Source organism: Nitrospira sp. (genome assembly GCA_015709715.1).
GTDB lineage: Bacteria > Nitrospirota > Nitrospiria > Nitrospirales > Nitrospiraceae > Nitrospira_A.
The window spans coordinates 805,422-830,878 of record CP054184.1; the positions used below are offsets into that span (position 1 = coordinate 805,422).

Annotated in this window: 25 protein-coding genes and 1 tRNA gene; 17 read left to right on the forward strand and 9 right to left on the reverse strand. The window is 64.1% G+C overall.

Annotated features, from left to right (window positions below):
- Positions 1–6: 6 nt before the first annotated feature.
- Genes HRU82_03730 through HRU82_03805 form a run of 16 tightly spaced genes read left to right on the forward strand, consistent with a single transcriptional unit; the run spans position 7 to position 18,243 of the window.
- Entirely contained in the window at positions 7–1,131 is a 1,125-nt protein-coding gene (locus HRU82_03730; protein QOJ34116.1) for a 2-oxo acid dehydrogenase subunit E2, read from the forward strand.
- Entirely contained in the window at positions 1,131–2,315 is a 1,185-nt protein-coding gene (locus tag HRU82_03735) for a thiolase family protein (GenBank protein QOJ34117.1), read from the forward strand. The genes HRU82_03730 and HRU82_03735 overlap by 1 nt, the downstream gene beginning before the upstream one ends.
- A complete protein-coding gene (locus HRU82_03740) occupies positions 2,312–3,214 on the forward strand; it encodes a 3-hydroxybutyryl-CoA dehydrogenase (protein ID QOJ34118.1) in 903 nt (300 codons plus the stop codon). The genes HRU82_03735 and HRU82_03740 overlap by 4 nt, the downstream gene beginning before the upstream one ends.
- 12 nt (positions 3,215–3,226) lie before the next feature.
- Positions 3,227–4,840 (forward strand): methylmalonyl-CoA mutase family protein, encoded by a 1,614-nt coding sequence (locus HRU82_03745; GenBank protein QOJ34119.1) that lies wholly within the window; start codon positions 3,227–3,229, stop codon positions 4,838–4,840.
- Between the two features lie 30 nt (positions 4,841–4,870).
- Positions 4,871–5,719 carry an MBL fold metallo-hydrolase gene (locus tag HRU82_03750; protein QOJ34120.1) on the forward strand — a complete coding sequence of 283 codons (849 nt, stop codon included), beginning with the start codon at positions 4,871–4,873 and terminating at the stop codon, positions 5,717–5,719.
- The gene (locus tag HRU82_03755; GenBank protein QOJ34121.1) at positions 5,710–6,117 is read left to right on the forward strand and encodes a cobalamin B12-binding domain-containing protein; all 408 of its coding nucleotides are present in this window, start codon (positions 5,710–5,712) and stop codon (positions 6,115–6,117) included. The genes HRU82_03750 and HRU82_03755 overlap by 10 nt, the downstream gene beginning before the upstream one ends.
- 12 nt (positions 6,118–6,129) lie before the next feature.
- On the forward strand, positions 6,130–7,734 hold the full coding sequence (locus tag HRU82_03760; GenBank protein ID QOJ34122.1) for a methylcrotonoyl-CoA carboxylase: 1,605 nt from the start codon (positions 6,130–6,132) through the stop codon (positions 7,732–7,734).
- A 21-nt stretch (positions 7,735–7,755) separates the two neighbouring features.
- Positions 7,756–8,604, forward strand: coding sequence for an enoyl-CoA hydratase/isomerase family protein (locus tag HRU82_03765; GenBank protein ID QOJ34123.1), 849 nt, complete (start codon positions 7,756–7,758; stop codon positions 8,602–8,604).
- A complete protein-coding gene (locus HRU82_03770; protein ID QOJ34124.1) occupies positions 8,582–9,529 on the forward strand; it encodes a hydroxymethylglutaryl-CoA lyase in 948 nt (315 codons plus the stop codon). The genes HRU82_03765 and HRU82_03770 overlap by 23 nt, the downstream gene beginning before the upstream one ends.
- A 1-nt stretch (position 9,530) precedes the next feature.
- Complete coding sequence (meaB, locus tag HRU82_03775; GenBank protein QOJ34125.1) at positions 9,531–10,349, forward strand: methylmalonyl Co-A mutase-associated GTPase MeaB; 819 nt, start codon at positions 9,531–9,533, stop codon at positions 10,347–10,349.
- A 1-nt stretch (position 10,350) separates the two neighbouring features.
- The gene (locus tag HRU82_03780) at positions 10,351–11,133 is read left to right on the forward strand and encodes an enoyl-CoA hydratase/isomerase family protein (protein QOJ34126.1); all 783 of its coding nucleotides are present in this window, start codon (positions 10,351–10,353) and stop codon (positions 11,131–11,133) included.
- An 11-nt stretch (positions 11,134–11,144) separates the two neighbouring features.
- Positions 11,145–12,542, forward strand: a complete 1,398-nt coding sequence (locus tag HRU82_03785; GenBank protein ID QOJ34127.1) for an MmgE/PrpD family protein — start codon at positions 11,145–11,147, stop codon at positions 12,540–12,542.
- Positions 12,543–12,569: 27 nt separating this feature from the next.
- Positions 12,570–13,481 (forward strand): isocitrate lyase/phosphoenolpyruvate mutase family protein, encoded by a 912-nt coding sequence (locus tag HRU82_03790; GenBank protein QOJ37098.1) that lies wholly within the window; start codon positions 12,570–12,572, stop codon positions 13,479–13,481.
- Positions 13,459–14,622 (forward strand): citrate synthase, encoded by a 1,164-nt coding sequence (locus tag HRU82_03795; GenBank protein ID QOJ37099.1) that lies wholly within the window; start codon positions 13,459–13,461, stop codon positions 14,620–14,622. Before HRU82_03790 ends, HRU82_03795 begins: the two co-directional genes overlap by 23 nt.
- Positions 14,597–16,339 (forward strand): acyl--CoA ligase, encoded by a 1,743-nt coding sequence (locus HRU82_03800; protein QOJ34128.1) that lies wholly within the window; start codon positions 14,597–14,599, stop codon positions 16,337–16,339. The genes HRU82_03795 and HRU82_03800 overlap by 26 nt, the downstream gene beginning before the upstream one ends.
- Complete coding sequence (locus HRU82_03805) at positions 16,336–18,243, forward strand: acyl-CoA dehydrogenase family protein (protein ID QOJ34129.1); 1,908 nt, start codon at positions 16,336–16,338, stop codon at positions 18,241–18,243. The genes HRU82_03800 and HRU82_03805 overlap by 4 nt, the downstream gene beginning before the upstream one ends.
- Positions 18,244–18,245: 2 nt before the next feature.
- Here HRU82_03805 and HRU82_03810 read toward each other — a convergent pair whose 3' ends face one another.
- The 3 genes from HRU82_03810 to nhaA are packed head-to-tail and all read right to left on the reverse strand — an operon-like array spanning position 18,246 to position 20,895.
- Positions 18,246–19,172, reverse strand: a complete 927-nt coding sequence (locus HRU82_03810) for a mechanosensitive ion channel family protein (GenBank protein QOJ34130.1) — start codon at positions 19,170–19,172, stop codon at positions 18,246–18,248.
- The gene (locus HRU82_03815; protein ID QOJ34131.1) at positions 19,169–19,513 is read right to left on the reverse strand and encodes a LapA family protein; all 345 of its coding nucleotides are present in this window, start codon (positions 19,511–19,513) and stop codon (positions 19,169–19,171) included. Before HRU82_03815 ends, HRU82_03810 begins: the two co-directional genes overlap by 4 nt.
- Positions 19,507–20,895 carry a Na+/H+ antiporter NhaA gene (nhaA, locus tag HRU82_03820; protein QOJ34132.1) on the reverse strand — a complete coding sequence of 463 codons (1,389 nt, stop codon included), beginning with the start codon at positions 20,893–20,895 and terminating at the stop codon, positions 19,507–19,509. The genes HRU82_03815 and nhaA overlap by 7 nt, the downstream gene beginning before the upstream one ends.
- Positions 20,896–21,158: 263 nt before the next feature.
- On the opposite strand from nhaA, the gene HRU82_03825 reads away from it, so the two are divergent.
- Positions 21,159–21,234, forward strand: a tRNA-Met gene (locus HRU82_03825).
- An 18-nt stretch (positions 21,235–21,252) separates the two neighbouring features.
- Here the strand turns inward: HRU82_03825 and HRU82_03830 are convergent.
- The 6 genes from HRU82_03830 to HRU82_03855 all read right to left on the reverse strand — a co-directional run bounded on the left by HRU82_03830 (position 21,253) and on the right by HRU82_03855 (position 25,335).
- Positions 21,253–21,435, reverse strand: a complete 183-nt coding sequence (locus HRU82_03830) for a hypothetical protein (GenBank protein QOJ34133.1) — start codon at positions 21,433–21,435, stop codon at positions 21,253–21,255.
- The gene (locus HRU82_03835) at positions 21,416–21,658 is read right to left on the reverse strand and encodes a hypothetical protein (GenBank protein ID QOJ34134.1); all 243 of its coding nucleotides are present in this window, start codon (positions 21,656–21,658) and stop codon (positions 21,416–21,418) included. The genes HRU82_03830 and HRU82_03835 overlap by 20 nt, the downstream gene beginning before the upstream one ends.
- Before the next feature lie 24 nt (positions 21,659–21,682).
- The gene (lexA, locus tag HRU82_03840; GenBank protein QOJ34135.1) at positions 21,683–22,246 is read right to left on the reverse strand and encodes a repressor LexA; all 564 of its coding nucleotides are present in this window, start codon (positions 22,244–22,246) and stop codon (positions 21,683–21,685) included.
- 170 nt (positions 22,247–22,416) lie between these two features.
- A complete protein-coding gene (locus tag HRU82_03845; protein ID QOJ34136.1) occupies positions 22,417–22,773 on the reverse strand; it encodes an isocitrate dehydrogenase in 357 nt (118 codons plus the stop codon).
- Between the two features lie 11 nt (positions 22,774–22,784).
- Positions 22,785–23,801 (reverse strand): isocitrate/isopropylmalate dehydrogenase family protein, encoded by a 1,017-nt coding sequence (locus HRU82_03850; protein ID QOJ34137.1) that lies wholly within the window; start codon positions 23,799–23,801, stop codon positions 22,785–22,787.
- Between the two features lie 256 nt (positions 23,802–24,057).
- Positions 24,058–25,335, reverse strand: a complete 1,278-nt coding sequence (locus HRU82_03855) for a hypothetical protein (GenBank protein QOJ34138.1) — start codon at positions 25,333–25,335, stop codon at positions 24,058–24,060.
- Positions 25,336–25,457: the final 122 nt, after the last annotated feature.

Below are 25,457 nucleotides of genomic sequence, written 5' to 3' on the forward strand. Positions count from 1 at the left end.
GACGTGATGGCAACCGACATTCTCATGCCGCAGCTGGGTGAAAGCATCGCCGAAGGCACGGTGGTCAAATGGCTGGTGCCTCCGGGCGGAGCGGTGGAGCGGGATCAGCCCCTGCTCGTGGTGGAAACCGAAAAGGTCGCCCTCGACATTCCTTCACCGGGCACGGGTTTCCTCACCGAAATCGTGGTGCAGGAAGGCGAAACCGTGCCGGTCGGGACGCTCCTGGGCAAGCTTGAAGACCAGCCGCGGACCGGCGTCGTCAACCGAGTCGGCGGCGTGGTGGTAAGGCCGATGGATGCGCCGGCCGGCGACGGACCACACCTCTCCCCGGCTGTGCGGCAGCTCGCCAAGGAACATCACGTCGACGTGGCTTCGATCGTCGGCAGCGGCGAAGGCGGACGGGTCACCAAAAAGGATGTGTTGGAGTACGTGGCGGCGCGCAAGAGCGATCGCTCAGCGGCACCGGTCGCAACCCCGGCGGTTCGTCTCCACAGCCAAATGCGGAAAACGATCGCGGAACGGATGGTCCTCAGCCGACGAACGGCTGCCCACGTCTCCACCTTCTTCGAAGTCGACATGACCGGCGTGGTCCGATTCAAGGAAGGCCGTAGGCTGACCTTTCTTCCGTTCGTCATCGATGCCGTCACCCGGGCCATGCGGGAGGTCCCGGTGGTGAACTCCACCTGGCGTGACGACGGGCTCCTGTTGCACCAGGACATCCACATCGGCATTGCCGTGGCACTGGAGGAGGGGCTGCTGGTCCCGGTCGTCCGCCATGCCGATCGCAAGGACCTCACCACCTTGGCCAAGGAGGTGGCCGACCTCGCGCAGCGCGCCAGGGCCAAGAAGCTGGATCCCGAGGACGTGGTGGGCGGCACCTTCACGATCACGAATCACGGCGGCATGGGCAGCCTCTTCAGCACCCCGATCATCAACCAGCCCCAGGTCGCCATCCTGGGCGTCGGATCGGTGCAACAACGCGCGGTCGTCATCAACGAGGCCATCGCCATCAGGCCCATGTGCTACCTGAGCCTCTCGTTCGATCATCGCGCATTCGATGGGGCGGCGGCCGACAGCTTCATGAGCAAGGTGAAGGCGAATTTGGAGCAGAGCGACTGGGAGAAGCGGTGATGAGCGACAGACCCCAGGCCGTCATCGTCAGTGCAGCCAGAACCCCGATGGGCAGCTTCACGGGCGCCTTCAGTTCCATCCCCGCGACCCGATTAGGAAGCCTGGCGATTCGCGAGGCTTGGGCCAGAACCGGTCTGCCGGGAGACCGCATCGACAACGTGCTGATGGGTTGCGTGCTCAGCGCGGGGCTCGGACAAGCGCCGGCGAGACAGGCAGCCATCGGCGCGGGCCTGCCACAGGGGGTGGGCGCGGTCACGGTCAACAAGGTCTGCGGCTCCAGCCTACAGACCGTCATCATGGCAGCCAGGATGGTGGCGCTGGGCGAGGCGTCGGTCGTGATCGCGGGCGGGATGGAGAACATGACCCGCGCCCCCTACCTGCTGGAGAAGGCCAGACAGGGATACCGCCTCGGCCATGGGGAACTGACCGATAGCCTGATCAAGGACGGACTCTGGGATGTCTACAATCAGTTCCACATGGGCAACGCGGGAGAACTCTGCGCCGCCAAGTTCCGCTTCTCCCGACAGGAAGCCGACGATTTCGCCCTGGAGAGCTACGCGCGCGCGAAGCAGGCTATCGCGGAGGGTCGGTTCACGAGGGAGATCGTGCCGGTCGAGGTCCCGCAGAAAAAAGGACCGCCCCTGCCGGTGCGCGACGACGAAGAGCCTCACCGTGCCGACCTGGCGAAACTCCGACAACTCAAACCGGTCTTCCAGGAGGACGGCGTGCTGACGGTCGGGAACTCGCCCTCCTGCAACGATGGAGCGGCGGCGGTGGTCGTGATGGCCGAGGCGGAGGCTCGCCGCCATGGACTCACCCCCATGGCCCGCATCGCAGGGTATGCCGGCGCAGCCCTCGCGCCGGAGTGGTTCAGCCTGGCCCCGGTGGAGGCCATCAGCCGGTTGCTGCGGAACACCACCCTGTCTATCGCCGACATCGATCTCTTCGAAATCAACGAGGCCTTTTCCGTCGTCTCGCTGGCCATCACCCGCGAGTTGGGACTCGATCCCAAGAAGGTCAACGTCCATGGCGGCGCGGTCGCCCTGGGCCATCCGATCGGGGCCACGGGCGCCAGAATCCTTACGACGTTGCTCCATGCGATGGAGTCGCGCGACGTCCGTCGCGGCGTTGCGAGCCTCTGCATCGGCGGCGGAGAAGCCCTCGCACTCATGGTGGAACGATGAACGAACGGACAACTACGACCCTCGACGACATCTCCACGATCGGGGTCATCGGTGCCGGACAAATGGGGCACGGGATCGCCCAGGTCCTGGCGATGGCCGGTTGGCAGGTGCTGTTGGTCGATATGACCGACAGCCTCCTTACCGCAGCGGTCCAGCACATTGCGGCCGGCGTCAAAAAGGCCGTGGAGAAGGGTCACTTGAGCCGCACCCACGAGGAGGCGGTCATGGGGCGCATCCACCCCTCGCGGCAACTTGAATCGTTGCGTGATGCCCAGGTGGTGATCGAGGCCATCCCGGAAGATCGCGACCGTAAACAATCCCTGTTCGCCCGCCTCGGTCAAATCTGCCCCGGCTCCGCCCTCCTGGCCAGCAACACCTCGTCGATCTCCATCGCCGGGTTGGGAATGGCGTCGGGGCGCCCCGATCGCACCATGGGCCTCCATTTCATGAACCCGGTGCCGGCCATGCGGCTGGTGGAAGTGGTCCGGACGATCCAGACGGCCGACCCTACGCTGCAGTTGGCGCTCGCCTTGGTCCATCGGCTCGGCAAGACGGCCGTGGTCTGCAAGGACTCGCCCGGTTTCATCGTGAATCGGATTCTCATGCCGATGATCAACGAAGCGGTCTATGCATTGGAAGAAGGCGTGGCGTCGGCCGAGGCCATCGACCTGGCCATGGTGGAGGGCACCAACCAGCCGATGGGCCCCCTCGCCTTGGCCGACCGCATCGGGTTGGACACGGTGCTGGCGATCTGCGAGGTGCTGCATCAAGACCTCGCCGATCCCAAGTTCAAGCCCTGCCCGCTCCTGCGCACCTATGTGCAACATGGGCGCCTCGGCAGGAAGAGCGGACAGGGGTTCTACCTCTATGGAGCGCAGCCGGCCGTGACGCAGGTCTAGCCTCGGCGCCCCATGACGGAGGAACGGCGTATGGCCGAACGGAAGCCGCAGTTCACTTCTCTCTCCGGCCTTGTCACCGACAGGGTCTACGGCCCGGCCCATCTAAAGGGCTGGACTCCGGAACAGGACCTCGGCGAGCCCGGCGCCTTTCCCTACACGCGCGGCATCCATCCGACCATGTACCGCAGCCGCTTCTGGACCATGCGGCAGTTTGCCGGCTTCGGGTCCGCGGAAGATACCAACCGGCGCTTTCAGTATCTCCTGACGCAGGGACAAACCGGCTTGAGCGTCGCCTTCGACCTGCCGACGCTGATGGGACTCGACTCCGACGATCCCCGCGCCCGCGGCGAAGTGGGCTACTGCGGCGTGGCCGTCTCTTCCCTCGCCGACATGGAGCGCCTCTTTGAGAACATCCCCTTGGATCAGGTCACCACCTCGATGACGATCAACGGCCCGGCGCCCGTGCTCTTCGCCATGTACCTGGCGGTGGCGGAGAAACGCGGCATCCCGTTCGATCACCTCGGCGGCACGCTCCAAAACGACATCCTGAAGGAATACATCGCGCAGAAAGAATGGCTTTTTCCGCCGGAGCCGCACCTCGCGCTGACAGTCGAAACGATCGGGTATTGCGCCCAACATCTGCCGAAATGGCACCCCATCAGCATCAGCGGCTACCACATCCGCGAGGCCGGGGCGACCGCCGTGCAGGAGCTCGCCTTTACGCTCTATGATGGCCTGACCTACGTCGACGCGGCGGTGAGGGCGGGACTCGATGTGGACAGCTTCGCCCCGCAGCTTTCCTTCTTCTTCAATGTGCACAACGACTTCTTCGAGGAGATCGCCAAATTTCGTGCGGCCCGCCGCCTCTGGGCCCGTGAAATGGAGCGACGCCATCATCCCAAGAATCCGCGTTCGCTGCAGTTGCGTTGCCATGCCCAAACGGCCGGCTGCTCGCTCACCGCACAACAACCGGTGAACAACGTCGTGCGGACGACGCTGCAGGCGCTGGCGGCGGTGCTCGGCGGCACGCAGTCGCTCCATACGAACTCCATGGACGAGACCTTGGCGTTGCCCACCGAAGAGGCCGTGAAGGTCGCCCTGCGCACTCAGCAGATCATTGCGACCGAGAGCGAGGTCACCAACAGCGTCGATCCGCTGGGGGGCTCCTACTTCGTCGAGAACCTGACCAATCGCCTGGAGGAGGGGGCGCTGGACTACTTCCGCCAATTGGATGCACGGGGCGGCATGGTCCGCGCGATCGAACAGGGTTTTCCGCAGCGGGAGATCCTCGACGCCGCGCAACGGTATCAACGCGAGATCGAGCGGCGGGAACGAGGCATCGTGGGGGTGACGGAGCAGGTCGAGCAGGATGAACGCTCCATTCCGATTCTGCGGATCGGGCCGCAGGTGGAACAGGAGCAGGTCGCCCGCCTGTCCGACTTCAGGAAGGCCCGCGATCCGTTCAGGATGGCCGGGGCGCTTGAGGAATTACAGGAGGCGGCATCGTGCCATCAACCGGTCATGCCGGCCTTGATCGAGGCCGTAAAGGCCAAGGCCACCGTGGGCGAAATTTGCGCGGCGCTGAAAGAAGTCTACGGCACCTATCGAGAACCGGTGGTGTTGTAACACCGCCCTGGATCACTCGGAGTCACGACCATGAAGCTCGGTGCGCTTGAGCTCTTCCCCCTTACCGACGGACGATTCCGGCTGGACGGCGGGGCCATGTTCGGCGTGGTGCCGAAGGCCTTGTGGCAGACCTGTTGCCCGCCGGATGAGCTGAACCGTATTCCCCTCACCTTGACCTGTCTGTTGGTGCGCGCACACGGAAAACACATCCTGGTCGACACAGGATTGGGCAACAAGGAGGACGCAAGGTTCCAGGCGCGGTTTGCAGTGGATCGACGCCCCTCCCTGCGCGATTCGCTGCACCTTCACGGCCTCGCGCCGGACGACGTCCACGCCGTGATCAACACGCACCTCCACTTCGACCATGCGGGCGGCAACACGGTCCTGGACAAAGCGGGACGCCTGCGCGCGGCCTTTCCCAAGGCGACCTACTTCATCCAGCGCGGCGAATACGAGGACGCCACCCGAGCCAACGAACGGACCAGGGCGAGTTATCGCCCCGACAACTTCGTGCCGATCGCCGAGCACCGTCGATGGGAGTTGCTGGACGGCGACACGGAACTATTTCCAGGGATCACGGCAGTGGTCACAGCAGGCCACACTCGGCATCACCAATGTGTGAAGGTAGAGTCGGAAGGCCACATCGCCTTCTTCCTCGGCGACCTCATTCCGACCGTCGCGCACCTGCCCCTGCCTTACATCATGGGGTACGATCTCTACCCGCTCGATACCCTCGCCAGCAAGCGAGCAATTCTCGACCGCGCCTTCGCGGAACGGTGGTTGTTGATCTTCCAACATGACCCGGTCATTCAAGCCGGGTATCTCACGAAACAGACCGAAGGCCGCTATGCTATCGACGAGGTGCGGCTATGGCAGTGACGGCGCCTCCCATCAGGGTGTTGCTCGGCAAGGTGGGGCTCGACGGCCACGACCGCGGCATCAAACTCGTGGCGCGGGCGCTGCGCGACGCCGGCATGGAGATCATTTACACAGGCCTTCACCAAACGCCGGAACAGGTCGTCTCGACCGCGATCCAGGAAGACGTCCAGGCCATCGGGCTCAGTATCCACTCCGGTGCCCACAATTCGCTCTTTCCACGCGTGCTGGAACTCCTGAAGGAGCGGGGCGCGGAGCAGATCACCCTGTTCGGTGGCGGCATCATTCCCGACGAAGATATGCCGCGCCTCAAGGCCGCCGGGGTCCGAATGCTGTTCCGTCCCGGCACAGCGATGCAGGACATCGTCACCTTCGTGAAGAGCATCCGCGTCGAACCGTGAAGGGACTCAGCCATGCAGGTCCTCACCACCTCGGTGCAGCCCAACTCGGAAACCTACCGGCGTAACCGAACGCAGGCGGAAAATCTGGTTGCCGACCTGCGCAAGCAGCTCGAACTCGTGCGGGGCGGAGGCCCCGCCGACGCCGTGGCCCTCCACGCTCAACGGGGCAAACTCACGGCCCGGGAACGCATCGCCGCCCTGCTCGACCCTGCGTCACCCTGGTTGGAACTGAGCCCGCTCGCAGCGTTCGGCCTCTACGACGGGCAGGTGCCGGCCGCCGGGCTGATCACGGGAATCGGGTCGGTATCGGGACGCCACTGCGTCATCGCCGCGAACGATGCGACCGTCAAGGGCGGCACCTATTTCCCCATGACCATCAAGAAACATCTCCGCGCCCAGGAGATTGCCTGGGAGAACCGTCTGCCGATCATCTATCTGGTGGATTCGGGCGGGGTGTTCCTGCCGTTGCAGGCCGAAGTCTTCGCCGACCGGGACCACTTCGGACGCATCTTCTTCAATCAGGCGCGCCTGTCCGCAGCCGGTGTGCCGCAGATCGCCGTGGTCATGGGCATGTGCACGGCGGGCGGAGCCTACGTCCCGGCGATGTGCGACGAGAACATCATCGTCAAGGGAACCGGCACGATCTACCTGGCGGGCCCCCCGTTGGTGAAGGCCGCGACCGGTGAAGAGGTGACGAGCGAGGCGTTGGGCGGGGCCGACCTGCATACGCGCCTCTCCGGCGTGAGCGACCACCTGGCGGAAAACGACCGCGAGGCCTTGAGCCTCTGCCGCTCCATCATCGCGACTGTGGGCCGCACACCTCCCAGGTTGCGGCGGAAACCGGTGGACGAGCCGCTGTATCCGCCGGAAGACCTCTATGGCCTCATCCCGGACAGTCCCCGTCAACCGTGGGACGTGCGGGAGGTCATCGCGCGGCTGGTGGACGGCAGCCGCTTCCAGGAATTCAAGGCGCGGTACGGCAGCACCTTGGTCTGCGGCTTTGCCTCATGGATGGGCCATCTGGTCGGCATCGTCGCCAACCAGGGCGTGCTGCTCTCGGAGGCCGCTTTGAAGGGCGCGCATTTCATCCAGCTCTGCGCGCAGCGGCGGATTCCGCTCATCTTCCTGCAAAACATCACCGGTTTCATGGTGGGAAAGGACTATGAGAGCCGAGGCATCATCAAGGACGGCGCCAAGATGGTGCAGGCGGTGGCCACGGTGGAGGTGCCGAAGTTCACGGTCATCATCGGCGCCTCGCACGGAGCCGGAAACTATGCCATGTGCGGCCGGGCCTACGGACCGCGCTTCCTCTTCACCTGGCCCAACGCGCGCGTGTCGGTGATGGGCGCCCAGCAGGCAGCCCAGGTGTTGGCGACCGTGAAGCAGCAACAACGGGAGCGAAACAACGGCACGCTGTCGGAATCGGAACGCCGACGGATCGTCGAGGATACGCGGGCGCAGTATGAGCGGGAAGGAAGCCCCTATGTCGGCAGTGCGCGGCTGTGGGACGATGGGATCCTCGATCCGTTGGAGACGCGCCGGGTGCTGGGCCTATGCCTCGACCTCGCCGCCGTCGTGCCGACCCGCGAGAGCCGAGCGCCGGTATTTCGCATGTGACCCGGATGGAAGGAGTCCCTGATGGAGCAGTACAGGACCATCGTGGTCGATGCGCAGGAGGCCGTCGCCCGTGTCACCCTCAACCGGCCGGAACGGCGGAACGCCCTCAACGACATCATGGCGGCAGACCTAGAACGGGTCTTCGACCGGTTCAAGCAGGATGCGTCCCTCCGCCTGGTGGTGCTAACCGGCAACGGACCGGCCTTCTGCGCCGGCGCCGACCTGCATTGGCTGCAGGCCCAGGGCCTGGCCACCGAGGAGCAAGCCACGGCCGACGCCCTGCAGTTGGCCGCCATGTTCCGCGCCGTCGAAGACTGCCCCTGCCCCGTCATCGGCCTGGTCCAAGGCCCGGCTTTTGGAGGCGGCGTCGGCTTGATGGCGGCCTGCGATATCGTGGTCGCGGCGGAGGGGGCTACATTCACGCTCAGCGAAACCGCGTTGGGATTGGTGCCCGCCATCATCGCCCCGCTCTTGCTCCGAAAGGCCGGCGAATCTTTTTTTCGTCGCTACGTCCTGACCGGCGAACCCTTCGACGCCCGGGCCGCGCAGCGCTTCGGCCTTGTCCATGAGGTTCTGCCTCGGGAGGCGCTCGACCAACGAGAGCGCGACCTGACCGAGCGCATTCTTCGGTTGGCTCCCGGCGCGACGAGGGCCAGCAAATCCTTGCTGCGGCGACTCTTGCCGCTGCGAGAAGAGGACCGACTCGCGCCTTCCATCCAAGCGAACGTCGCGGCGCGCGGGACGCGGGAAGCGGAGGAGGGCCTCCGTGCCTTCCTCGCCAAACGGGCTCCTCGTTGGATCGAACGCGAGGGGCGACAGGCGGCGCAGGGAGCGCAGGAGATGCACGATGCTGCCGCACAACAACCATGACCGTCGGCGCTCGCCGATCCGCATCGTCGAGGTAGGACCGCGGGACGGTCTGCAGCATGAACCGACCTTCGTACCGACCGCGCGCAAGATTGATTTCATCAACGGCCTGTCGCAAAGCGGCGTCGCCGAGATCGAAATCGGCTCGTTCGTCTCGCCGATGGCCGTTCCCCAGCTGGCCGACAGCGACGAGGTCGCGCGCGCCATCGACCGAATTCCCGGCGTGACCTACTCCGCCTTGGTCCCGAATCTCCGCGGGCTCGAACGGGCGAAGGCGGCACGGCTGGATAAGATCGCCGTCTTCACGGCGGCTTCGAATAGTTTCACCCGCCGCAACATCAAGGCGACCATCGACGAATCGTTCGAACGGATGGCGCCGGTGGTGTCGCTGGCCAAACGCGAGGGGCTGGTGGTGCGGGGTTATGTCTCGACCGTCGTGTGGTGCCCCTACGAAGGTCGCGTCGAGCCGGCCCGCGTCGCGCAGGTGGTCACCCGCCTGCGGAATCTCGGTGTAGATGAGATTTCCTTGGGCGAAACCATGGGCAAGGCGGCGCCGCCCGACATCCGTCGCCTCCTGGACCGCGTGAGCCCCCTGGTCGAACCGACGCAGTTGGCCCTCCATCTCCACGATACCTATGGCATGGCCGTCGCCAACGCCCTGACCGCCTGGTGGGACTACGACATTGCGACCTTCGACACGTCGGCCGGTGGACTCGGCGGCTGTCCCTATGCACCGGGGGCCTCCGGCAATGTCGCCACCGAAGATCTCGTATTCGCCCTGAAGGCGTCGGGGGCCGCGGTCCCGGTCGATGAATCGGCGATCGTCGCCTGCGCGCAAGGACTCATCGACCTGTGCGAGCGGCCGCTGCAGTCCCGGTTGTCTCGATTGCATCCCTCGTCTCAAGGAGAAGGGCTTCGAAGGGGCTGACATGCTTCACGATCACCAGAAGGGAACGGCAAGGCGTGACGATGCGGCCTCCCTGGCTGCCGGAGTGATGGCCGGAGACATTCGCGCCGTGGCGCGCGTGATCACGCTGCTCGAGCATCGATCCCCCGTCGGAGCCGCCGTGTTGGAGCAACTGGAGCAGAGGCCGCCCGAAGCCATGGTCCTCGGCATCACCGGGTACCCCGGGTCTGGCAAGAGCACGCTGATCGATCAACTGATCACGGCCTATCGTCGGCTGGGCAAACAGGTCGCGATCCTGGCGGTCGACATCAGCAGCCCGGTCACGGGCGGCGCAATCTTGGGCGATCGCATCAGGATGCAGCAACATGCGGAAGACCGCCTGGTTTACATCCGCAGCATGGCGACCAGAGGCCACCAGGGCGGGCTTGCGTGCGCGACCGGCGAGGCGGTGAGGGTGCTGGATGCCGCTGCCTACGACGTGATCCTGATCGAGACGGTGGGTGTGGGGCAGGGCGACATCGAGGTGCTACAGGTAGCGCAGACGGTCGTGGCCATAACGGCACCGGGCCTGGGTGACGGGATTCAGGCGATGAAGGCCGGCCTGTTGGAAGTCGCGGATATCGTGGTGGTGAACAAGGCCGACCATCCCGACGCCGACCGCACGTTGCGCGACCTGCGCGAACAACGGAGCCTGGTCCTGCGCACCATCGCGCTCCGGGGCGAGGGAATTCCCGAACTGGTCGCAGTGATTGCGGAACAGCAGCGGGTCAAGGATTTGGAGCTGCCGGCAGGTCAGGACAGCCGACAACCGGCCTTGACCTGGACGGAGTCCGGAGGCTGACATGGCCCAGCCCCTCGTCTGTGTGATAGGACCGATCGCCCGCATCACGCTGCGCAATCCCCCGGCCAACGTGCTGAGTCGAGCCTGCCTGGAGGAAATCGAGCGCAGCTGGGACGAGGTGTCGGCAGCTCCGGAGGTGCGGGTGGTGCTCCTGACCGGCGCCGGTCGATTCTTCTGCGCCGGCGCAGACATTCGGGAACTGTCCGATCTCAACGATCCCGCGGAAGCCCGTGCCTTCTCACGGCGCGGCCAAGCCCTACTCCACCTGATGGAGCGATCTGAGAAACCGGTGCTGGCCGCTATCAACGGCACCTGCGTGGGCGGCGGACTCGAACTGGCCATGGCCTGCCACCTTCGCCTGAGCGCCGCCGATGCGCGCGTGGGACTTCCTGAAATCCGGCTCGGGCTGATTCCCGGATTCGGCGGTACGCAACGGCTGCCGCGATTGGTCGGACGGTCCAAGGCGCTGGAACTCATCCTGACCGGCCGTCTGCTGACCGCGCAGCAAGCGCTCGACATCGGCCTTATCGATCACATCTGCTCTCCCGGCGAGTTGCTGTCGGAAGCGGAGCGGCTCGCGGACACCATCGCAGCCAATCCGCAGCCGGCGGCCAAGGCCGCCCTCCTGGCGATGACACAGGATAACGACGTGGCGTCAGCGACGGCACAAGCACGGGAGGCGGAACTCTTCGGCCGACTCTGCGCCACGAAGGAAAAGCAGGAGGCAATCGAGGCCTACTTTCACAGACGCCGGCAGGAATCCTCCGCCGGAACGAAGGGGTAGAGGCGACCACCATGTTGGCAGACCGTCTGGCTCGATACGGCAGGGCGCTCTGTTACGACGACCTTCCGTCTGCTGTCGTGCAGGAGGTCAAACGGAGAATCCTGGACAGTCTGGCTTGCGCCTTCGGTGCGTGGAACGCTCCCCCCTGCAAGATCGCCCGCGACCTCGCGCGCACCGTGCCCCTGCCCGGCGGCGCCACCCTCTGGGGCACGGTCCACAGAACGCTTCCCGACCTTGCGACCTTCGCCAACGGCGCGCTGGTCCGTTACCTCGACTTCAACGATACCTATCTCTCCAAGGAGCCGGCCCATCCCTCGGACAACATCGCGGCGGTGTTGGCCGCGGGGGAAGTGGCGCACGCGTCCGGCGCACGCGTCATCCAGGCCGTGGCGCTCGCCTACGAAATCCACTGCCGGCTCTGTGACGCGGCGGCGCTCCGCCCACGGGGCTGGGACCACGTCACCTACGGATCCCTCTCTTCCGCACTCGGCGTCGCCAAGGTGATGAAACTTTCCGAATCCCAGACCGAGCAGGCGGTGAACCTGGCCGGCGTGGCCAACGTTGCGTTGCGGCAAACCAGAATCGGCGATCTGTCCATGTGGAAGGCCTGTGCGTTTTCCAACGCCGCGCGCAACGGGCTCTTCGCCGCCCTGCTCGCGCAACGGGGGATGACGGGGCCGGCGCCGATCTTCGAAGGCGAGAAGGGCTTCATGAAGCTGGTCTCCGGTCCGTTCACGCTGCCGCAGTTAGGCGGAGAACGATCCGACGCTCAAGAACCGGCGCCGTTCAAGATCCTCGACACCTACATCAAACATTTTCCTGTCGAGTACCACGCACAGACCGCCGTCGAAGCCGCGCTGGCCTTGCGGCAGACCTTGCTTGCCGCCGAGGGGGAGCAGGCGATCGCGCAGCTGAAGGACGTTGAGATCGGCAGTTACGACGTCGCGATCGAAATCATCGGCCGAGACCAGGAAAAGTGGCGGCCCGCGACGCGAGAAACCGCCGACCACAGTTTTCCCTACTGCGTGGCCGTGGCGCTCTGTGACGGTCGCGTCACTCTCCACTCCTTCAGCACGAGACGACTTCAAGACCAGGCCCTGCATCGGCTCATGCAGCGGATTCGCGTGGTCGAGCGGCCGGAATTTGTCGGCTGCTACCCCGGCTCCATGCCGACGCGCATCACGGCGCAGACCGGCTCGGGCCAATCCTATGTGGCGCAGGTAGACCTGCCTTCCGGCCATCCAGCCCATCCCCTGACGGACCAGGAGGTGGAAGAGAAGTTCCGTCGGTTAGCGGCGCGCCGACTGACTCGCCCACAGATGGACCGGCTGATCAACCGTATCTGGAAGCTGGAACGAGAACGGGACATCGCCGCCCTCATGCCGTTGCTCGCGACCGGGAAGGGGTAAGAGCGCATGTCGCAGCCGGAACGCCACATGCCGCAGGGCCAAGACCAGCCGGCTCGACTGCGCCGACTGTTGGCGTCCGGCCCAGTCGCCATTCCCGGCGCCTTCAATCCCCTGACCGCCATGCAGATCGAACAGGCCGGGTTCGAGGCCCTCTACGTCTCGGGCGCAGCCCTGTCCGCCGCGCGAGGCCTGCCGGACATCGGGTTGATCCCCTTACGGGTCATGGTTCGTGAAGCGGGTGCTATCGCAAAGGCGGTCGGCATCCCGGTGCTTGTCGACGCCGACACAGGGTATGGCGCTCCCGCTCTTGTGAAGAGGGCCGTGCGAGCCTTCATGCGCATCGGTCTGGCCGGCATGCAGATCGAGGATCAAGAGGACGACAAACGCTGCGGTCACTTGCCGGGGAAGCGGCTGGTTCCCGCTGCTGAGATGGCCGCCAAGATCCGCGCGGCAGTCGAGGCCAGGGGTGAGTCGGCCTTCATGATCGTGGCGCGCACGGATGCGCGGGCCGTCGAAGGCCTGGAGGCGGCCATCCACCGAGCCCAGGCCTACGCGGAGGCCGAAGCCGACGCGCTCTTCCCCGAAGCCCTCCAGTCGGCGGAAGAGTTCAGCGCCTTCGCGCAACGGATGGCACAGAAGGGAATCCGCCTGCCCCTCATCGCCAACATGACGGAGTTCGGCAAGAGTCCCTACTTGAACATCGGTGAGTTCGGCGCCTTGGGCTATCACGGCATCCTCTTTCCCGTGAGCACGTTGCGGGTCGCCACGCGGGCCGTCGCGCAACTGTTGGCGGATCTCAAGACGGACGGCACCCAACAAGGCTGGGTCGAGCGCATGATGCCGCGGCAGGAACTCTATCGGTTGCTGCGGTACGACCCCGCGCAGGACCAGAGAGGGAGGCCCCATGAACGACATGATGTCACCGGCAGCCACCGCTGAACGCACGAGCCCTGCCGCCTACAGCCCAGGGCTGGAGGGAGTGATCGCCGCCGAGTCGGCCATTTGCCAGGTGGACGAAGGGGCGGCGGGACTGCGGTATCGCGGGTATGCCATCGGCGACTTGGCCGAGCACAGCTCCTTCGAGGAGGTGGCCTTCCTGCTGCTCTACGGCCATCTGCCCTCCCGGGGGGAGTTGGACACGTTCTCCACACAGCTCTCGCGCGAGAGCGGTCTCCCCGATGGGGTTCGGCGATTCATCGACAGCCTGCCGCCCAACGCGCACTTGATGGACGTGCTGCGCACCGGCATTTCGTGGCTGGGTCTGGTCGACTCGGATGCGGACGACGGCTCGCGCGACGCTAATCTGAGGAAGGCCGTCCGGCTGCTCGCTCAAATTCCTTCCCTCATCGCCGACAGCTACCGAACCATGACGGGCGACAAGCCGGCGCCGTCACCGAACGGTGGGTTCGCGGAGCACCTATTGCACCTGGTCGGCACAGCCGCCAGGCAGGAGGCCACCGATGCCATGGTCCAGGCGTTGAATGCCTCCTTGATTCTCTATGCGGAACACGAGTTGAACGCCTCCACCTTCGCCGCGCGGGTCACGGCCTCCACCATGACGGATCTCCACGGCGCCATCACGGCGGCCGTGGCCGCGCTGAAGGGCCCGCTTCACGGCGGGGCCAATGAAGCGGTGGCGGCGATGCTGGCGGAGATCGGTCGTCCGGAGCGGGCCGAAGCCTGGCTGCGCGAGGCGCTGGCACACAAACGACGCGTCATGGGATTCGGCCATCGCGTGCTGCGGCAGGGCGACGCGCGCAGCGATATCATTCGGCGCCATGCCGAACGTCTCAGCCGGCTCTGCGGCGACCATACCTGGTACGACATCGCCTCGACCCTGGAACGCATCATGCTGGAAGAGAAGGGCCTTCGCCCCAACCTCGATTTCTACACCGCGGTGGCGTACCGGCTGATGGGCATTCCGCAGGCCCTGTCGACGCCGCTCTTCGTCTGTTCGCGAATCACGGGATGGTGCGCCCACGTGATCGAGCAACAGGACCACAATCGACTGATTCGACCGCGCGCAATCTACCGGGGACCGACTCCGAGGCCCTATGAACCTCTCGACCGACGTGGCTGACAGGATCGGGCAGGCCCGCTGTGCTCCCGACGCGGCGACCGACTTGCCTTGGACCTCGTTCGCGGAGTTTTTCCGTTCACGGTTCTATGACCCGCGGCTGGTCACCCGCAACTTTCTGACCTACTGCGATGACGATCGCCGACTGCGTCGCACCTACAGGTATGCGGAATTCGGCACCCTGGTGGAACAAACCGCCGAACGTCTGCACGCCGAGTTCGGCCTGCGCCGCGGCGACCGGCTGGCAACGCTGCTGTTCAACCATGACTTGACCCTGCTGTTCTATTTCGCCGCCTGGACTCTGGGTCTCACCGTCGTCCCCCTCAACATCGAGGAACCGACGGACAAGAAACGCTACATCCTGGAACATTCGGAAGCCGCCGCCGCCCTCTGTTGGCAGACCGGGTATGAGGAACTCACAGACCTGCAACGTGACCTGCCGAACCTCCGCAACGTGATCGCCGTCGGAGACGGAGGCATCATCGAGCGGCAGGGCGCGGGCCTAAAACGATCGCGGTCCCACAGGGCCTCGACAACCGGTGGGGCGCCTGGTTGCCGACTCGAAGATCCCGCCTTGATCATCTATACATCCGGTACGACCGGGCCGCCGAAGGGCGTGGTCTTGACCGTCGCCAACCTACTGGCGGATGCGGATGCGATCGCCGATTGGCACGGCTTCGGGCTCACCGATCGGTTGATGGGCGTGCTGCCGATTCATCACGTCAACGGCATCGTCGTCACGGCCGTCACCCCGCTCTACTGCCGAGGCAGCCTGGTGCTGAACCGGAAGTTCAAGAGCGCATACTTCTGGCAACGGATCCACGAGGAAGCCGTCACCTGCGTGAGCGTCGTCCCCACCCTCTTGGAATTCCTCCTGGAGGCCGATGAGGACATCACGCCCTACAAGCTCGACCGGTTCGGCGGCGTGATCTGCGGCGCAGGTCCGCTTCTGAAGGAGACGGCGGTACGGTTCGAGGAGCGATTCGGCGTTCCCATCCGTCACGGGTACGGCCTGTCTGAAACGACCTGTTACTCCTGTTTTCTCCCGAACGACCTGACGCCCGAGGAACATCGTCGGTGGCTCACCGGCTACGAGTTTCCCTCCATCGGATTGGCGATCCGTCACAACATGATGAGCATCCTGGACGAGGGCGGGAAACCGCTGCCGGAAGGCACGCGGGGAGAAATCTGCATTCGCGGCCGCACGGTCTGCGCCGGCTATTTCAAACGGGACGATGCCAACGCCGCCGCCTTCCAGTGGGGCTGGTTCCGATCGGGCGACGAAGGGTTCCATCTGCTCGACGAGCGAGGTCGGCCCTACTTCTTCATCTCGGGCCGATTGAAGGAACTCATCATTCGCGGCGGCGTCAACGTCTCTCCGCTGGAGATCGACGAGGCCCTCAAGAGCCATCCGGCGGTCAAGTTCGCGATGGCGCTCCCCTTTGAAAACCGCTACTACGGCGAGGAGATCGCCGCCTACGTCGTCCCTATGAATCCTGCCGCGCCCCCGAGCGAAGCGGACCTCTTGACCCATTGCCGAGTGAAGCTACCCTTCTTCAAGCAGCCGAAAGTCATCCTGTTCGGCGAAGACATTCCCTATACCTCCACCGGCAAACCCAAGCGGCTCGAACTCAAGGGCCGGTTGGCGGAACGGCTAGCCCCCTACCGCGACCGGCAATTCTCCGACCCACGCCATGGCACCCAGCGAGGCACCCCATGAGTACATTCTTGAAGGGCTTGGAACGGATCGAGGCGGCTCGCGAACGGTTGACCGGGATCAGTTTCATGGCCGGACTGTATGACGGCCGCCCCGACTTCGATTTGCTCGTGACGCCCCCGGAGCCGCCGGAGGAACGGGCGGTAGGCGAGACCTTCTGCCGGCAAGTCGAAACTTTCCTGCGGCGGGAGGTCGATCCCGAGCAGATCGAACGTGAGGCGCACATCCCCGAATCCGTCATCCAGGGTCTCTTCAGACTCGGCGCCTTCGCGATGAAGATTCCCACGGAGTACGGCGGGCTGGGGTTTTCCTATACGAACTATGGCCGCGTGCTGACGCTGATCGCGAGTTGGAGCAACATCCTGGCGCTCACGGTGGCGGTGCCGCAATCGATCGGTATCGCCATGCCCATCCTGCTGTTCGGAAACGACGACCAGAAACGCAAGTACCTTCCGCTCGTGGCCAGGGAAGCCCTGTCCGCCTTTGCCCTGACGGAACCGGCCACCGGATCCGATGCGGCCAACGTGCGTACGGAGGCCGTGCTGGACGACACCGGCAGCCATTTCCTCGTGAACGGCGAAAAGCTCTGGTGTACGAACGGGCCGATTGCGCGTTATGCGACGCTCATCGCCCGCGTGCCTGCGAAGCGCGATCCGGGGGACGGCAACAGGTGGGTGCCCACAGTGGGAGGCAAGGAGGCGGAGGATCTGGTCCATTCGGCCTTCATCCTCGACATGGCCTCGCCCGGCGTGCAGGTCCGGCAACGGTGTCAATTCGAAGGGTGCCGCGGCATCGAGAATGCGCATCTCACGCTGACGAATGTGCGGATTCCGGTCGACCACCTCATCGGTGAGGTCGGCAAGGGCTTGAAGTACGCCCTGACGATCCTGAACGTCGGGCGTGGCATCAGCATCCCGGCCATCTGCCTCGGAATGGCGAAACAGGCCTGGCAACCGACGTTGGATCGAGCCAACAGCAGGCTCACGTTTCAGAAACCTTTGGCGGACCGACAGACTCAGCAGATCCGCATCGGCGACATGGCCGCCCATCTGTTTGCGATGGAAGCATTGTCCCTCTTGGTGTGGCGTCTGGCCGATCAGCATCGCTACGACATCAGGATCGAGGCGGCAATCGCTAAGATCTTCTGTTCGGAACAGACCATTCGCTTTTTGCGCGACGCGCAGATCCTGTTCGGGGGGATGGGGTACGAAACCGCCGCCTCACAACGGCTGCGCGGCGAAGCGGCCTTCGGGATCGAGCAACTCGTGCGCGACGCAGAGATGTATCGGATCGGCGAGGGCGCGACGGATATTCTGCGTCCCTTCGTCGTTCGCGAGGGATTGAGCCGACACCTGGAGCGGGCGAAAGCCTTCTATGCCGACGGCCTGTCGATCCTCGAACGACTCCGCGAGGGCCTGAGGCTGGCGCAGTTTTATGGCCCTTGGTATCTCGCGCAATGGCGCGGCAGGCCGCTTCCGGCCGGAGGCGCGTTCACCAGGCCGGCCCTGCGTCAGGTGTTGCGCGAGGTGGAACGAACCAGCCGTCGCCTGGCCCGCGAGACGTTCTACGCCATGGCACGGTTCCAGGCGGCGTTCCGTGACGAACAACGGATCCAGAACAGAATCGAAGCGGTGGGCGAAGATTTGCTCGCCATGGCCGCCGCCATGCTCCATGCCGACGACATCTTCAGGCGAGACGGAACCACGCAGGCCCGGGACCTGGCCCAAAGCTTCTGTGCCTGCGCGCGCGATCGCATCGAACAGCGGCTCAGGGAGTTTCGCCGCCACCATGACGACCTACTCGTCGCCACAGGGAAGCAGGCCTTGGCAGGCGCCTGGTCAGCGCTTTCCGACGGTATCGTCCGTCGCCGGCTGGAAGATTACCGCCCGAAAGACCGCCCCGGCTGACGTTACCCCTGGGCCTGTCCCATCCCGCCCACCAATTCGACTTTCAACGGATGCCCGGCCTCGAGAATCGAGAGGGAGCGCTGCGGGAAGGGAATCTCGATCCCCTCCGCATCGAAGGCCTTCTTCAGCCGTCGCCGATATTCCCGCCCGACTTTCCACTGTTCGAGCGGTCGGGTCTTGATGCGCGCCCGGATGGTCACGGCACTGTCGGCAAAGTTCTCCACGCCGACGATCTCCATCGGCTCGAGCATCAACGGCCCCAACTCCCGATCCTGGCGCAGTTCTTCTCCGACCGCCCGCATGACCGCCACCACCCGATCCGTATCCTCCTTGTAGGCCACCCCCATGTCCAGCACGAAGGCCGACCAATCCTTGCTCATGTTGGACAGCGTCGTGATGGCACCGTTGGGAAAGATGTGCACCACCCCCGAGAAGTCGCGGAGCGAGATGGTCCGGAATGTAATCGTCTCCACCAAGCCGCCGGTCCCGTTGATCACGGCCACGTCCCCCAGCCTAATTTGATCTTCGAGGATGATGAAGAAGCCGCTGATGAGGTCCCGCACGAGATTCTGCGCACCGAACCCCACGGCCAGCCCGAGGATGCCGGCGCCGGCCAGGATCGGCGCCACGTCCAGTCCGACGAACTGCAGCGCTTCGATGATGACGATCGCCCAAATCGCGGTGAGGGCGATCGTTCTGAGGATGCCGGTCAAGGTCGCGGCGCGCTTTTGCGCCGTGCCCGACTGCTGATCCGCCGCATCGCTCGCGGCCACCATCACGCGCTCCAGTTGTTGGAGTCCCAAACGTGAGAACCGAACGGCCACATACCCGATCACAAAGACCAACCCCACGCGCAACAGAGTCAAGCCCACGGTCGTGGCCATGCTGATCAGCCAGGGCCAGGCGGTCTCAAGCGATACTCCGGTCATGATGCATGCTCTCCTTTCACCTTGTCGGCTGCCGGCTCCGTAAGGAGACGGCTTGCCGGCTGCGATCCCTCCCGGTCGACGCTTTCCAATCGTCGGATACGTTCGGCCTGGGCGTGGACGGTCTCGGCCAATCGATCGGTCTCGCGGGCCCGCCGCAGCCGCGCGCCCAGCGAGACCACCGCCACGAGACAGGCTCCGAGCGCCGCCGACCCCAAGATGACCAGAACGAGGGTGGTCTCATAACTCCACAACAGAAACCGCACGCTGACGGCCTCCATATTTTGAAGCGCGAATAATGCCAGCACGAACAGGCCGACCGATGCGATGCCTCTGGTCACCATCCCTTTCCTCCCTGTCGCGCCGCCTTGCCCACAGCGGCTCCCCCACTACCGCTCCGCAACCAGGCCCACCCCACGATACCGGCGGACGTCGAGGCGCAGAGAATCCCGACCTTGGCCGACAACTGCAAGGGGCCGGGCGGAAAGGCCAGCCCGGCAATGAACAGCGACATGGTGAACCCGATGCCCGCAAGCACACCTGTGCCGGCCAACTGTCGCCATGTGACGCCCTCCGGCAGCGACACGAGTCCCGCCTGCGATGCCCCCCAGCTGGCGAGCAGGATGCCGACCGGCTTGCCGATGAACAATCCCACCATGATGCCCAAGGCCACCGGATGAGTCAGGTGGGCCCAGCCATTCGCATCGAGCGTGATGCCGGCATTGGCCAGCGCGAAGAGCGGCATCACGACCACGGTCACCCAGGGATGCAACGCATGCTCCAGGCGCTGCAAGGGCGTCTCCACGTCCTTGACTTCCATCTCCAATCGCTGGGTTACATGGTGACGCTCTGTATTGGCCAACGGCGGCCGTTCGGCGGAGGTGACTTCCTCGAATCGTTTCAACAGCGCCTGCCCCCTGGCCACGAACTCGCTGCCGCTCAAGCGTGTCCGGGCCGGAATCGTCATGGCCGCCAAAACGCCGGCGATGGTGGCATGGACCCCGGAAAGCAGAAACGCCAACCACAGTCCCCCGATGCCCAGCACCGAATACACCAACAGATGCCGGATGCCCACGAAGTTCGCCGCCACGAGCAGGAGTAAAAACAGAGCCCCGATCCCCACGTTCAACCAGGAAATGGTCGAGGTGTAGAACAGGGCGATGACGAGCACGGCCATCAAATCATCCCCGATTGCCAAGGCGGTGAGAAACACCTTGAGCGACAAGGGCACCCGCGGGCCAAGCAACGCCAGCACGCCGAGGGCGAAGGCAATGTCGGTGGCCATGGGAATGCCCCACCCCGGCGCCCCCGGGCCTGCGCCGTTCACGAGCAGGTAGAGGGAGGCGGGCACGACGGTGCCGCCGAGCGCGGCCGCGAGCGGTAACGCCGCGCGGCGCCATGAGGCCAATTCTCCCACGAGCACTTCCCGTTTGATCTCCAACCCGATGACGAAAAAGAACATCGCCATCAGGCCGTCGTTGATCCACTCCAACAAGGTTTCCGTCAACGCATGGGAGCCGACCACCAGGCTGACGGGCGTGCTCCAGAGACGTGCGTAGGAGTCGGCCCACGGTGAATTGGCCCAGACCATCGCCACAAGCGTCGCTCCCAAGAGCAGGATGCCGCCGCTGGATTCGGCATGGACGAACGTTTCAAAGGGTTTCAGTACCGGACGGATCAACGGGACCTCGCGTTGATCCGAGTTGCGCCGTTGGCTTAGACCCATGCTGCGCCCACATTCCGCCGCATCGTGTCCCTCCTTCGCCCATCGTAGTGGGAGGACACCGTCGATGCAAGCAACGGCTTCGCGATCCTGGCAGTGCGGGAGTGAGCGGCTTACTCGGCGATGGTGATGGCGGGGGTGGGCGGAACAACCGTGCGTCCGGAACCGATGGGGAGCACACAAATCAAGCCCGGGACACGGTAGACACCTTACGGGCTCTTCGGCTAATATGGCGATTCGTTTCAGCCAGCCTTTGATTCTGCCGTGGCGGTGTAGCTCAGTTGGCAGAGCAGCGGACTCATAAGCCGCGGGTCACCCGTTCAATCCGGGTCACCGCCACCAACTCCACTTCAGTCCCCCTTATCCGCAACAGCCGCTCTCGAATTGCCGACGCTGATAGTCGAAGACTAAACAGCGAATGCAGACCTCGCGCACGACCTTCGCCCGCTCATCGACCACCGGCGTACGCCGCAAGACATAGTGGCCGCAATCCGCACAGTGACCCTCCGTCACCGCGTGACAATCAGAAGAGACAGTGCTCATGGCGTTCGATCCTCCTGTTTTCTCGCACGGGTGTGCGGCCCGGCGCGACCGGCTTGAGGCCCCCGAACAGCGTCCGGAGACGCGATGTTCCCGACCACGCATGGAGGGGCGCCTGCTTCGCCCGAGAGAGTTCGCGCTGCAGGGCCCCAATCTGCCCATTCAACTGCGCTACCATTCGTTCCAACTCCTGAACCCGATCGAACATGGTTTCTCGTGGGATCATGGTTCAACCCTCCTTGGCTTACGCTTAGTCACAATGGCGAATCACACCGACGAGCACCCCTTCAATGGCGAACTCATCGTCCGGGGTCACGATCAAGGGTTGCATGGCCGAATTGGCCGGGTGGAGTTCGATGTGGCGGGCGCACTTGAAGTAGGTCTTGATGGTCGCTTCGCGATTGACCAGGGCCACGACCGTTTGGCCGTTTCGCGCCGTGGCCTGTTTCCGCACGACGACCACATCACCGGGCAGGATGCCGTCCTCGATCATCGACTCCCCCTTCACGCGAAGCGCGAAGGTGTCACCCCGCCCCGCCATGGTCGGCGGCACATCCACCCATTCTGCTTGGGCTACGGGTTCGATGGGGACACCGGCCGCCACGACCCCGGCCATGGGCACCACGGAAGACGTGGGCGCCTGCCTGGTACGTTCCAACTGGGTCAAGGCCACTCCCACGGCTCCGCCGATGCGACGCATACCGGACTCATACCGCGCCACCGACACCCGCGTCGTGTGGAGCGCCTCGGCCAGCTGCTCTTGGGTCAATCCCAATTGCTCTCGGATACGTCGAAATTCATTTGCCGTCATCATGTAACCAATGGTTACACGCTTAAGCGAACGATGTCAAGGGGCCCAGAAATAGCCCGGAGCAACAGGCCGCAGGAAGGAAGCATGGGAAGGGAGCATCAGCGAGCCAGGCCGGAAGGCCTCCATGAGTTGGGGTTGCCGACCGAGATCGGCAACCCCGTTCACGAACCGCTCTAGTAGGCTTTGCTGAATCCTGCCTCGCCGTCGTAATTCCACAGCTTCTGCGCAGCGGACCACCACCACCCCTTCCGCGTCAGGGTATCCAGGAACGCGTTGATCTCGGCATCCTGAACATCCCGGGTGGCCACGAACCGGCAGCGATACCAGTTCACCATCAACAGATCCGGGCTCACGAATCCCGGCCACACCTTGGTGCCGCGGTTCGAGATGAACTCACACTTAAAGGGGCCGAATTCTCCGTCCGGAAACTTGGGGATCCCTCGATCGGTGATGATATACATGTCCACGCCCACGAGCTTGATGTCTTTTTTCTTCTTGGTTGCAATCGCTTCCTGGGTAAACGTCGGCATCGTCTCCTCCCTTACTTCCTTACAACGTCCATCTTCTCAATGATCGCCTGCGCATACTCGTCGGTCTTGGCAGTGCCGCCAACGTCATAGGTGACCGTTTTCCCCTCATTGAGCACCTGGTACATCGCTGTTTCGATTCGATCAGCCGCCTCCTTCTCATTCAGCCAGCGCAGCATCATGACGCCGGAAACCAAGACGGCCGACGGATTGACCTTCTTCATCCCGGCGTACTTCGGCGCAGAACCGTGAACCGCCTCAAAGATGGCGCAGTTGTCGCCGACGTTCGCCCCTGGTGCGAACCCGAGGCCGCCCATCAGGCCCGCGCACAGATCGGTCAAGATGTCCCCGTAGAGATTGGGCAGAACCAAACAGTCGAACTGCCCGGGATTCCGGACCAACTGCATGGCGCAGTTATCGATGATGATGTCGCCGGTCTCGATATCGGGATATTTTTGGGCAGCAGCGCGAAAGGCTTCCAGAAACAGGCCGTCGGTCATCTTCATGATATTGGCTTTATGCACGCACACGACTTTCTTGCGCCCGCTGTCCCTGGCCCACTTCAGTGCAAAATCCGCGATACGGTAGGAACCCGGCCACGTAATGACCTTCAAACATTGCGCGACCTCATCGGACACCATGTGTTCGATCGCAGCGTAAGAGTCTTCCGTGTTCTCGCGGAAGTTGATGATGTCCAGCTTGTCCCACGGCCGCTTCAACGCGGGAATCAGTCGGACCGGGCGCACATTCGCATACAGATCGAACACCTTCCGCAAGGTCACATTGGCGCTTTTATGCCCCGTCCCGATCGGCGTTGTCGTCGGGCCCTTGAGCGCCACCTTGTTTTTGGCGATCGACTGGATCGTCTTGTCCGGCAGCAACGTGTTGTGCTTCTCCAGACAATCGAGGCCGATGTCCTCATACTCCCACGCGATGTCGACGCCGCTGGCATCGATCACCATCCGTACCGCTTCGCAGATCTCCGGGCCGGTACCTTCACCCGGAATCATCGTCACCACATGTCTCGCCATCCTGAACCTCCCTTAGCAGCAAGGGCGATCGGACCATCCGCTCCCCTTTTCGCTCCTCGCTGCAGTGCAAGTCAGATTCCAGAAGACCGAAGCAGGACAAGAAATTCGTGGCGGCCAGAACTCTCAGAAAATCCGTGGTATTCGCTTTCGCAAGATCGCAGCGCACTAGCAGAGGATTTGTGGTGAACCAGCACCTCGTGTGCCGACACACAGGGCTCACTGCCGGATGTGCAAAGGCGCTCGCCGAATCGATCTCCTATGCCACTGAGAGCGGCGAGTGCTCTGTCGGCTTGCTCGCGCTACCATCATTGGCCAGGGGTCGGCAAAATCCGCCGAACTGCATGGAGCCCGTCACCACGACGACTCCGCTGGCGCCGGCCACTTGCACCGCACGATGAAACGCTGCCTCGGGATCGTGCACAATCTCTGCGGCGGCGGCGGTTCGGAATCGCCAAATGTCGGCCAGAACCTGAGGCGCCGTGGCATTTTCGATCGGGTATTGAGTAAAGATGGCCCGGTCGACCCCTCCACCGGCGAGATGATACAGCATCTTGTCGACTTCCTTGCCATGGGGAAGGGACGCGAGCAGCACGGTGCGCCGCCCTTCAAACGTGGTCCGCAGAATCGTTGCCAGCCGAGCCGCCGCCGGGGCATTGTGCGCGCTATCCAACAGGACAGTCGGAGCGCCCGGCACCACTTCACAACAAGCGGCAAGCTCCATCCGCTCGAACACCGTTCGGAGTTCCTCTTCGCCGAGCCCCGGCACCAAGCCGCGACGGCGTAACACGTCGTAGGCGGCCAGCGCATGAGCCGCATGGCTCGCCATAAAGGGAGCAGGTGAATTGAGCGGCACCTGGCGCCACAGCGCCGAACCAATCCGAAGCGAGCAGCTTCCTCTGTAGCCGGTACGAGTGACGTCCTGCGCCTCATACTCCTCCCCCATCAGCAAGACTGGGGCGTTCAGCTCAGCGGCCCGAGACAGGACGACGGCACGCGGCCCCTCGGGCATCATGCCGCACACCACCGGAGTGAGCGGCTTGATGATGCCGGCTTTCTCGGCGGCAATCTGCTCCAGCGTGTCTCCCAGGAGATCCATGTGATCATAATCGACGTCCGTGATGACCGAGACCTCCGGTGCAATGACATTGGTCGCATCCAACCGCCCGCCGATTCCCACCTCGATCACGGCGTAGTCGACCTCGGCTGATCGAAAGACGAAGAAGGCTGCGGTGGTCAGGAACTCAAACGGACTGAGCTCGACCCCCTCCCAGTCCAGGTAGACTTTGACATTGTTGCAGGCATCGACGAGCGCCTGTTCGCTGATGGGAGTCCCGTTGATCACGATCCGTTCCCGAAAGTGCCGCAGATGGGGACTGGTATAGAGCCCCACCTTCATACCGCCGGCCTGAATGAGCCCAGCGATCATCCGGCTGACGGTCGTCTTGCCGTTGGTGCCGGTGACGTGGATTGACCGATACTCCCGATCAGGACGCTTGAGTTGATGGAGGCACCGCGAGACGGCGTCGAAACTCACGGTCCCATCGGACGGCCGGCCCCGGAGGATGCAGGCCCTCTCGAGTTCACGCAGAAAATCCGTTACATCCCCATACGACGAAAAGGGAACCGCACAGTATGGAGGAAATTTGCTCGATGGTG

Coding starts and splice junctions, on each gene's coding strand:
- HRU82_03730 (QOJ34116.1), top strand. CDS start 7: ATGGCAACCGACATTCTCATGCCGCAGCTGGGTGAAAGCATCGCCGAA.
- HRU82_03735 (QOJ34117.1), top strand. CDS start 1,131: ATGAGCGACAGACCCCAGGCCGTCATCGTCAGTGCAGCCAGAACCCCG.
- HRU82_03740 (QOJ34118.1), top strand. CDS start 2,312: ATGAACGAACGGACAACTACGACCCTCGACGACATCTCCACGATCGGG.
- HRU82_03745 (QOJ34119.1), top strand. CDS start 3,227: ATGACGGAGGAACGGCGTATGGCCGAACGGAAGCCGCAGTTCACTTCT.
- HRU82_03750 (QOJ34120.1), top strand. CDS start 4,871: ATGAAGCTCGGTGCGCTTGAGCTCTTCCCCCTTACCGACGGACGATTC.
- HRU82_03755 (QOJ34121.1), top strand. CDS start 5,710: ATGGCAGTGACGGCGCCTCCCATCAGGGTGTTGCTCGGCAAGGTGGGG.
- HRU82_03760 (QOJ34122.1), top strand. CDS start 6,130: ATGCAGGTCCTCACCACCTCGGTGCAGCCCAACTCGGAAACCTACCGG.
- HRU82_03765 (QOJ34123.1), top strand. CDS start 7,756: ATGGAGCAGTACAGGACCATCGTGGTCGATGCGCAGGAGGCCGTCGCC.
- HRU82_03770 (QOJ34124.1), top strand. CDS start 8,582: ATGCTGCCGCACAACAACCATGACCGTCGGCGCTCGCCGATCCGCATC.
- meaB (QOJ34125.1), top strand. CDS start 9,531: ATGCTTCACGATCACCAGAAGGGAACGGCAAGGCGTGACGATGCGGCC.
- HRU82_03780 (QOJ34126.1), top strand. CDS start 10,351: ATGGCCCAGCCCCTCGTCTGTGTGATAGGACCGATCGCCCGCATCACG.
- HRU82_03785 (QOJ34127.1), top strand. CDS start 11,145: ATGTTGGCAGACCGTCTGGCTCGATACGGCAGGGCGCTCTGTTACGAC.
- HRU82_03790 (QOJ37098.1), top strand. CDS start 12,570: ATGCCGCAGGGCCAAGACCAGCCGGCTCGACTGCGCCGACTGTTGGCG.
- HRU82_03795 (QOJ37099.1), top strand. CDS start 13,459: ATGTCACCGGCAGCCACCGCTGAACGCACGAGCCCTGCCGCCTACAGC.
- HRU82_03800 (QOJ34128.1), top strand. CDS start 14,597: ATGAACCTCTCGACCGACGTGGCTGACAGGATCGGGCAGGCCCGCTGT.
- HRU82_03805 (QOJ34129.1), top strand. CDS start 16,336: ATGAGTACATTCTTGAAGGGCTTGGAACGGATCGAGGCGGCTCGCGAA.
- HRU82_03810 (QOJ34130.1), bottom strand. CDS start 19,172: ATGACCGGAGTATCGCTTGAGACCGCCTGGCCCTGGCTGATCAGCATG.
- HRU82_03815 (QOJ34131.1), bottom strand. CDS start 19,513: ATGGTGACCAGAGGCATCGCATCGGTCGGCCTGTTCGTGCTGGCATTA.
- nhaA (QOJ34132.1), bottom strand. CDS start 20,895: ATGGGTCTAAGCCAACGGCGCAACTCGGATCAACGCGAGGTCCCGTTG.
- HRU82_03830 (QOJ34133.1), bottom strand. CDS start 21,435: ATGAGCACTGTCTCTTCTGATTGTCACGCGGTGACGGAGGGTCACTGT.
- HRU82_03835 (QOJ34134.1), bottom strand. CDS start 21,658: ATGATCCCACGAGAAACCATGTTCGATCGGGTTCAGGAGTTGGAACGA.
- lexA (QOJ34135.1), bottom strand. CDS start 22,246: ATGATGACGGCAAATGAATTTCGACGTATCCGAGAGCAATTGGGATTG.
- HRU82_03845 (QOJ34136.1), bottom strand. CDS start 22,773: ATGCCGACGTTTACCCAGGAAGCGATTGCAACCAAGAAGAAAAAAGAC.
- HRU82_03850 (QOJ34137.1), bottom strand. CDS start 23,801: ATGGCGAGACATGTGGTGACGATGATTCCGGGTGAAGGTACCGGCCCG.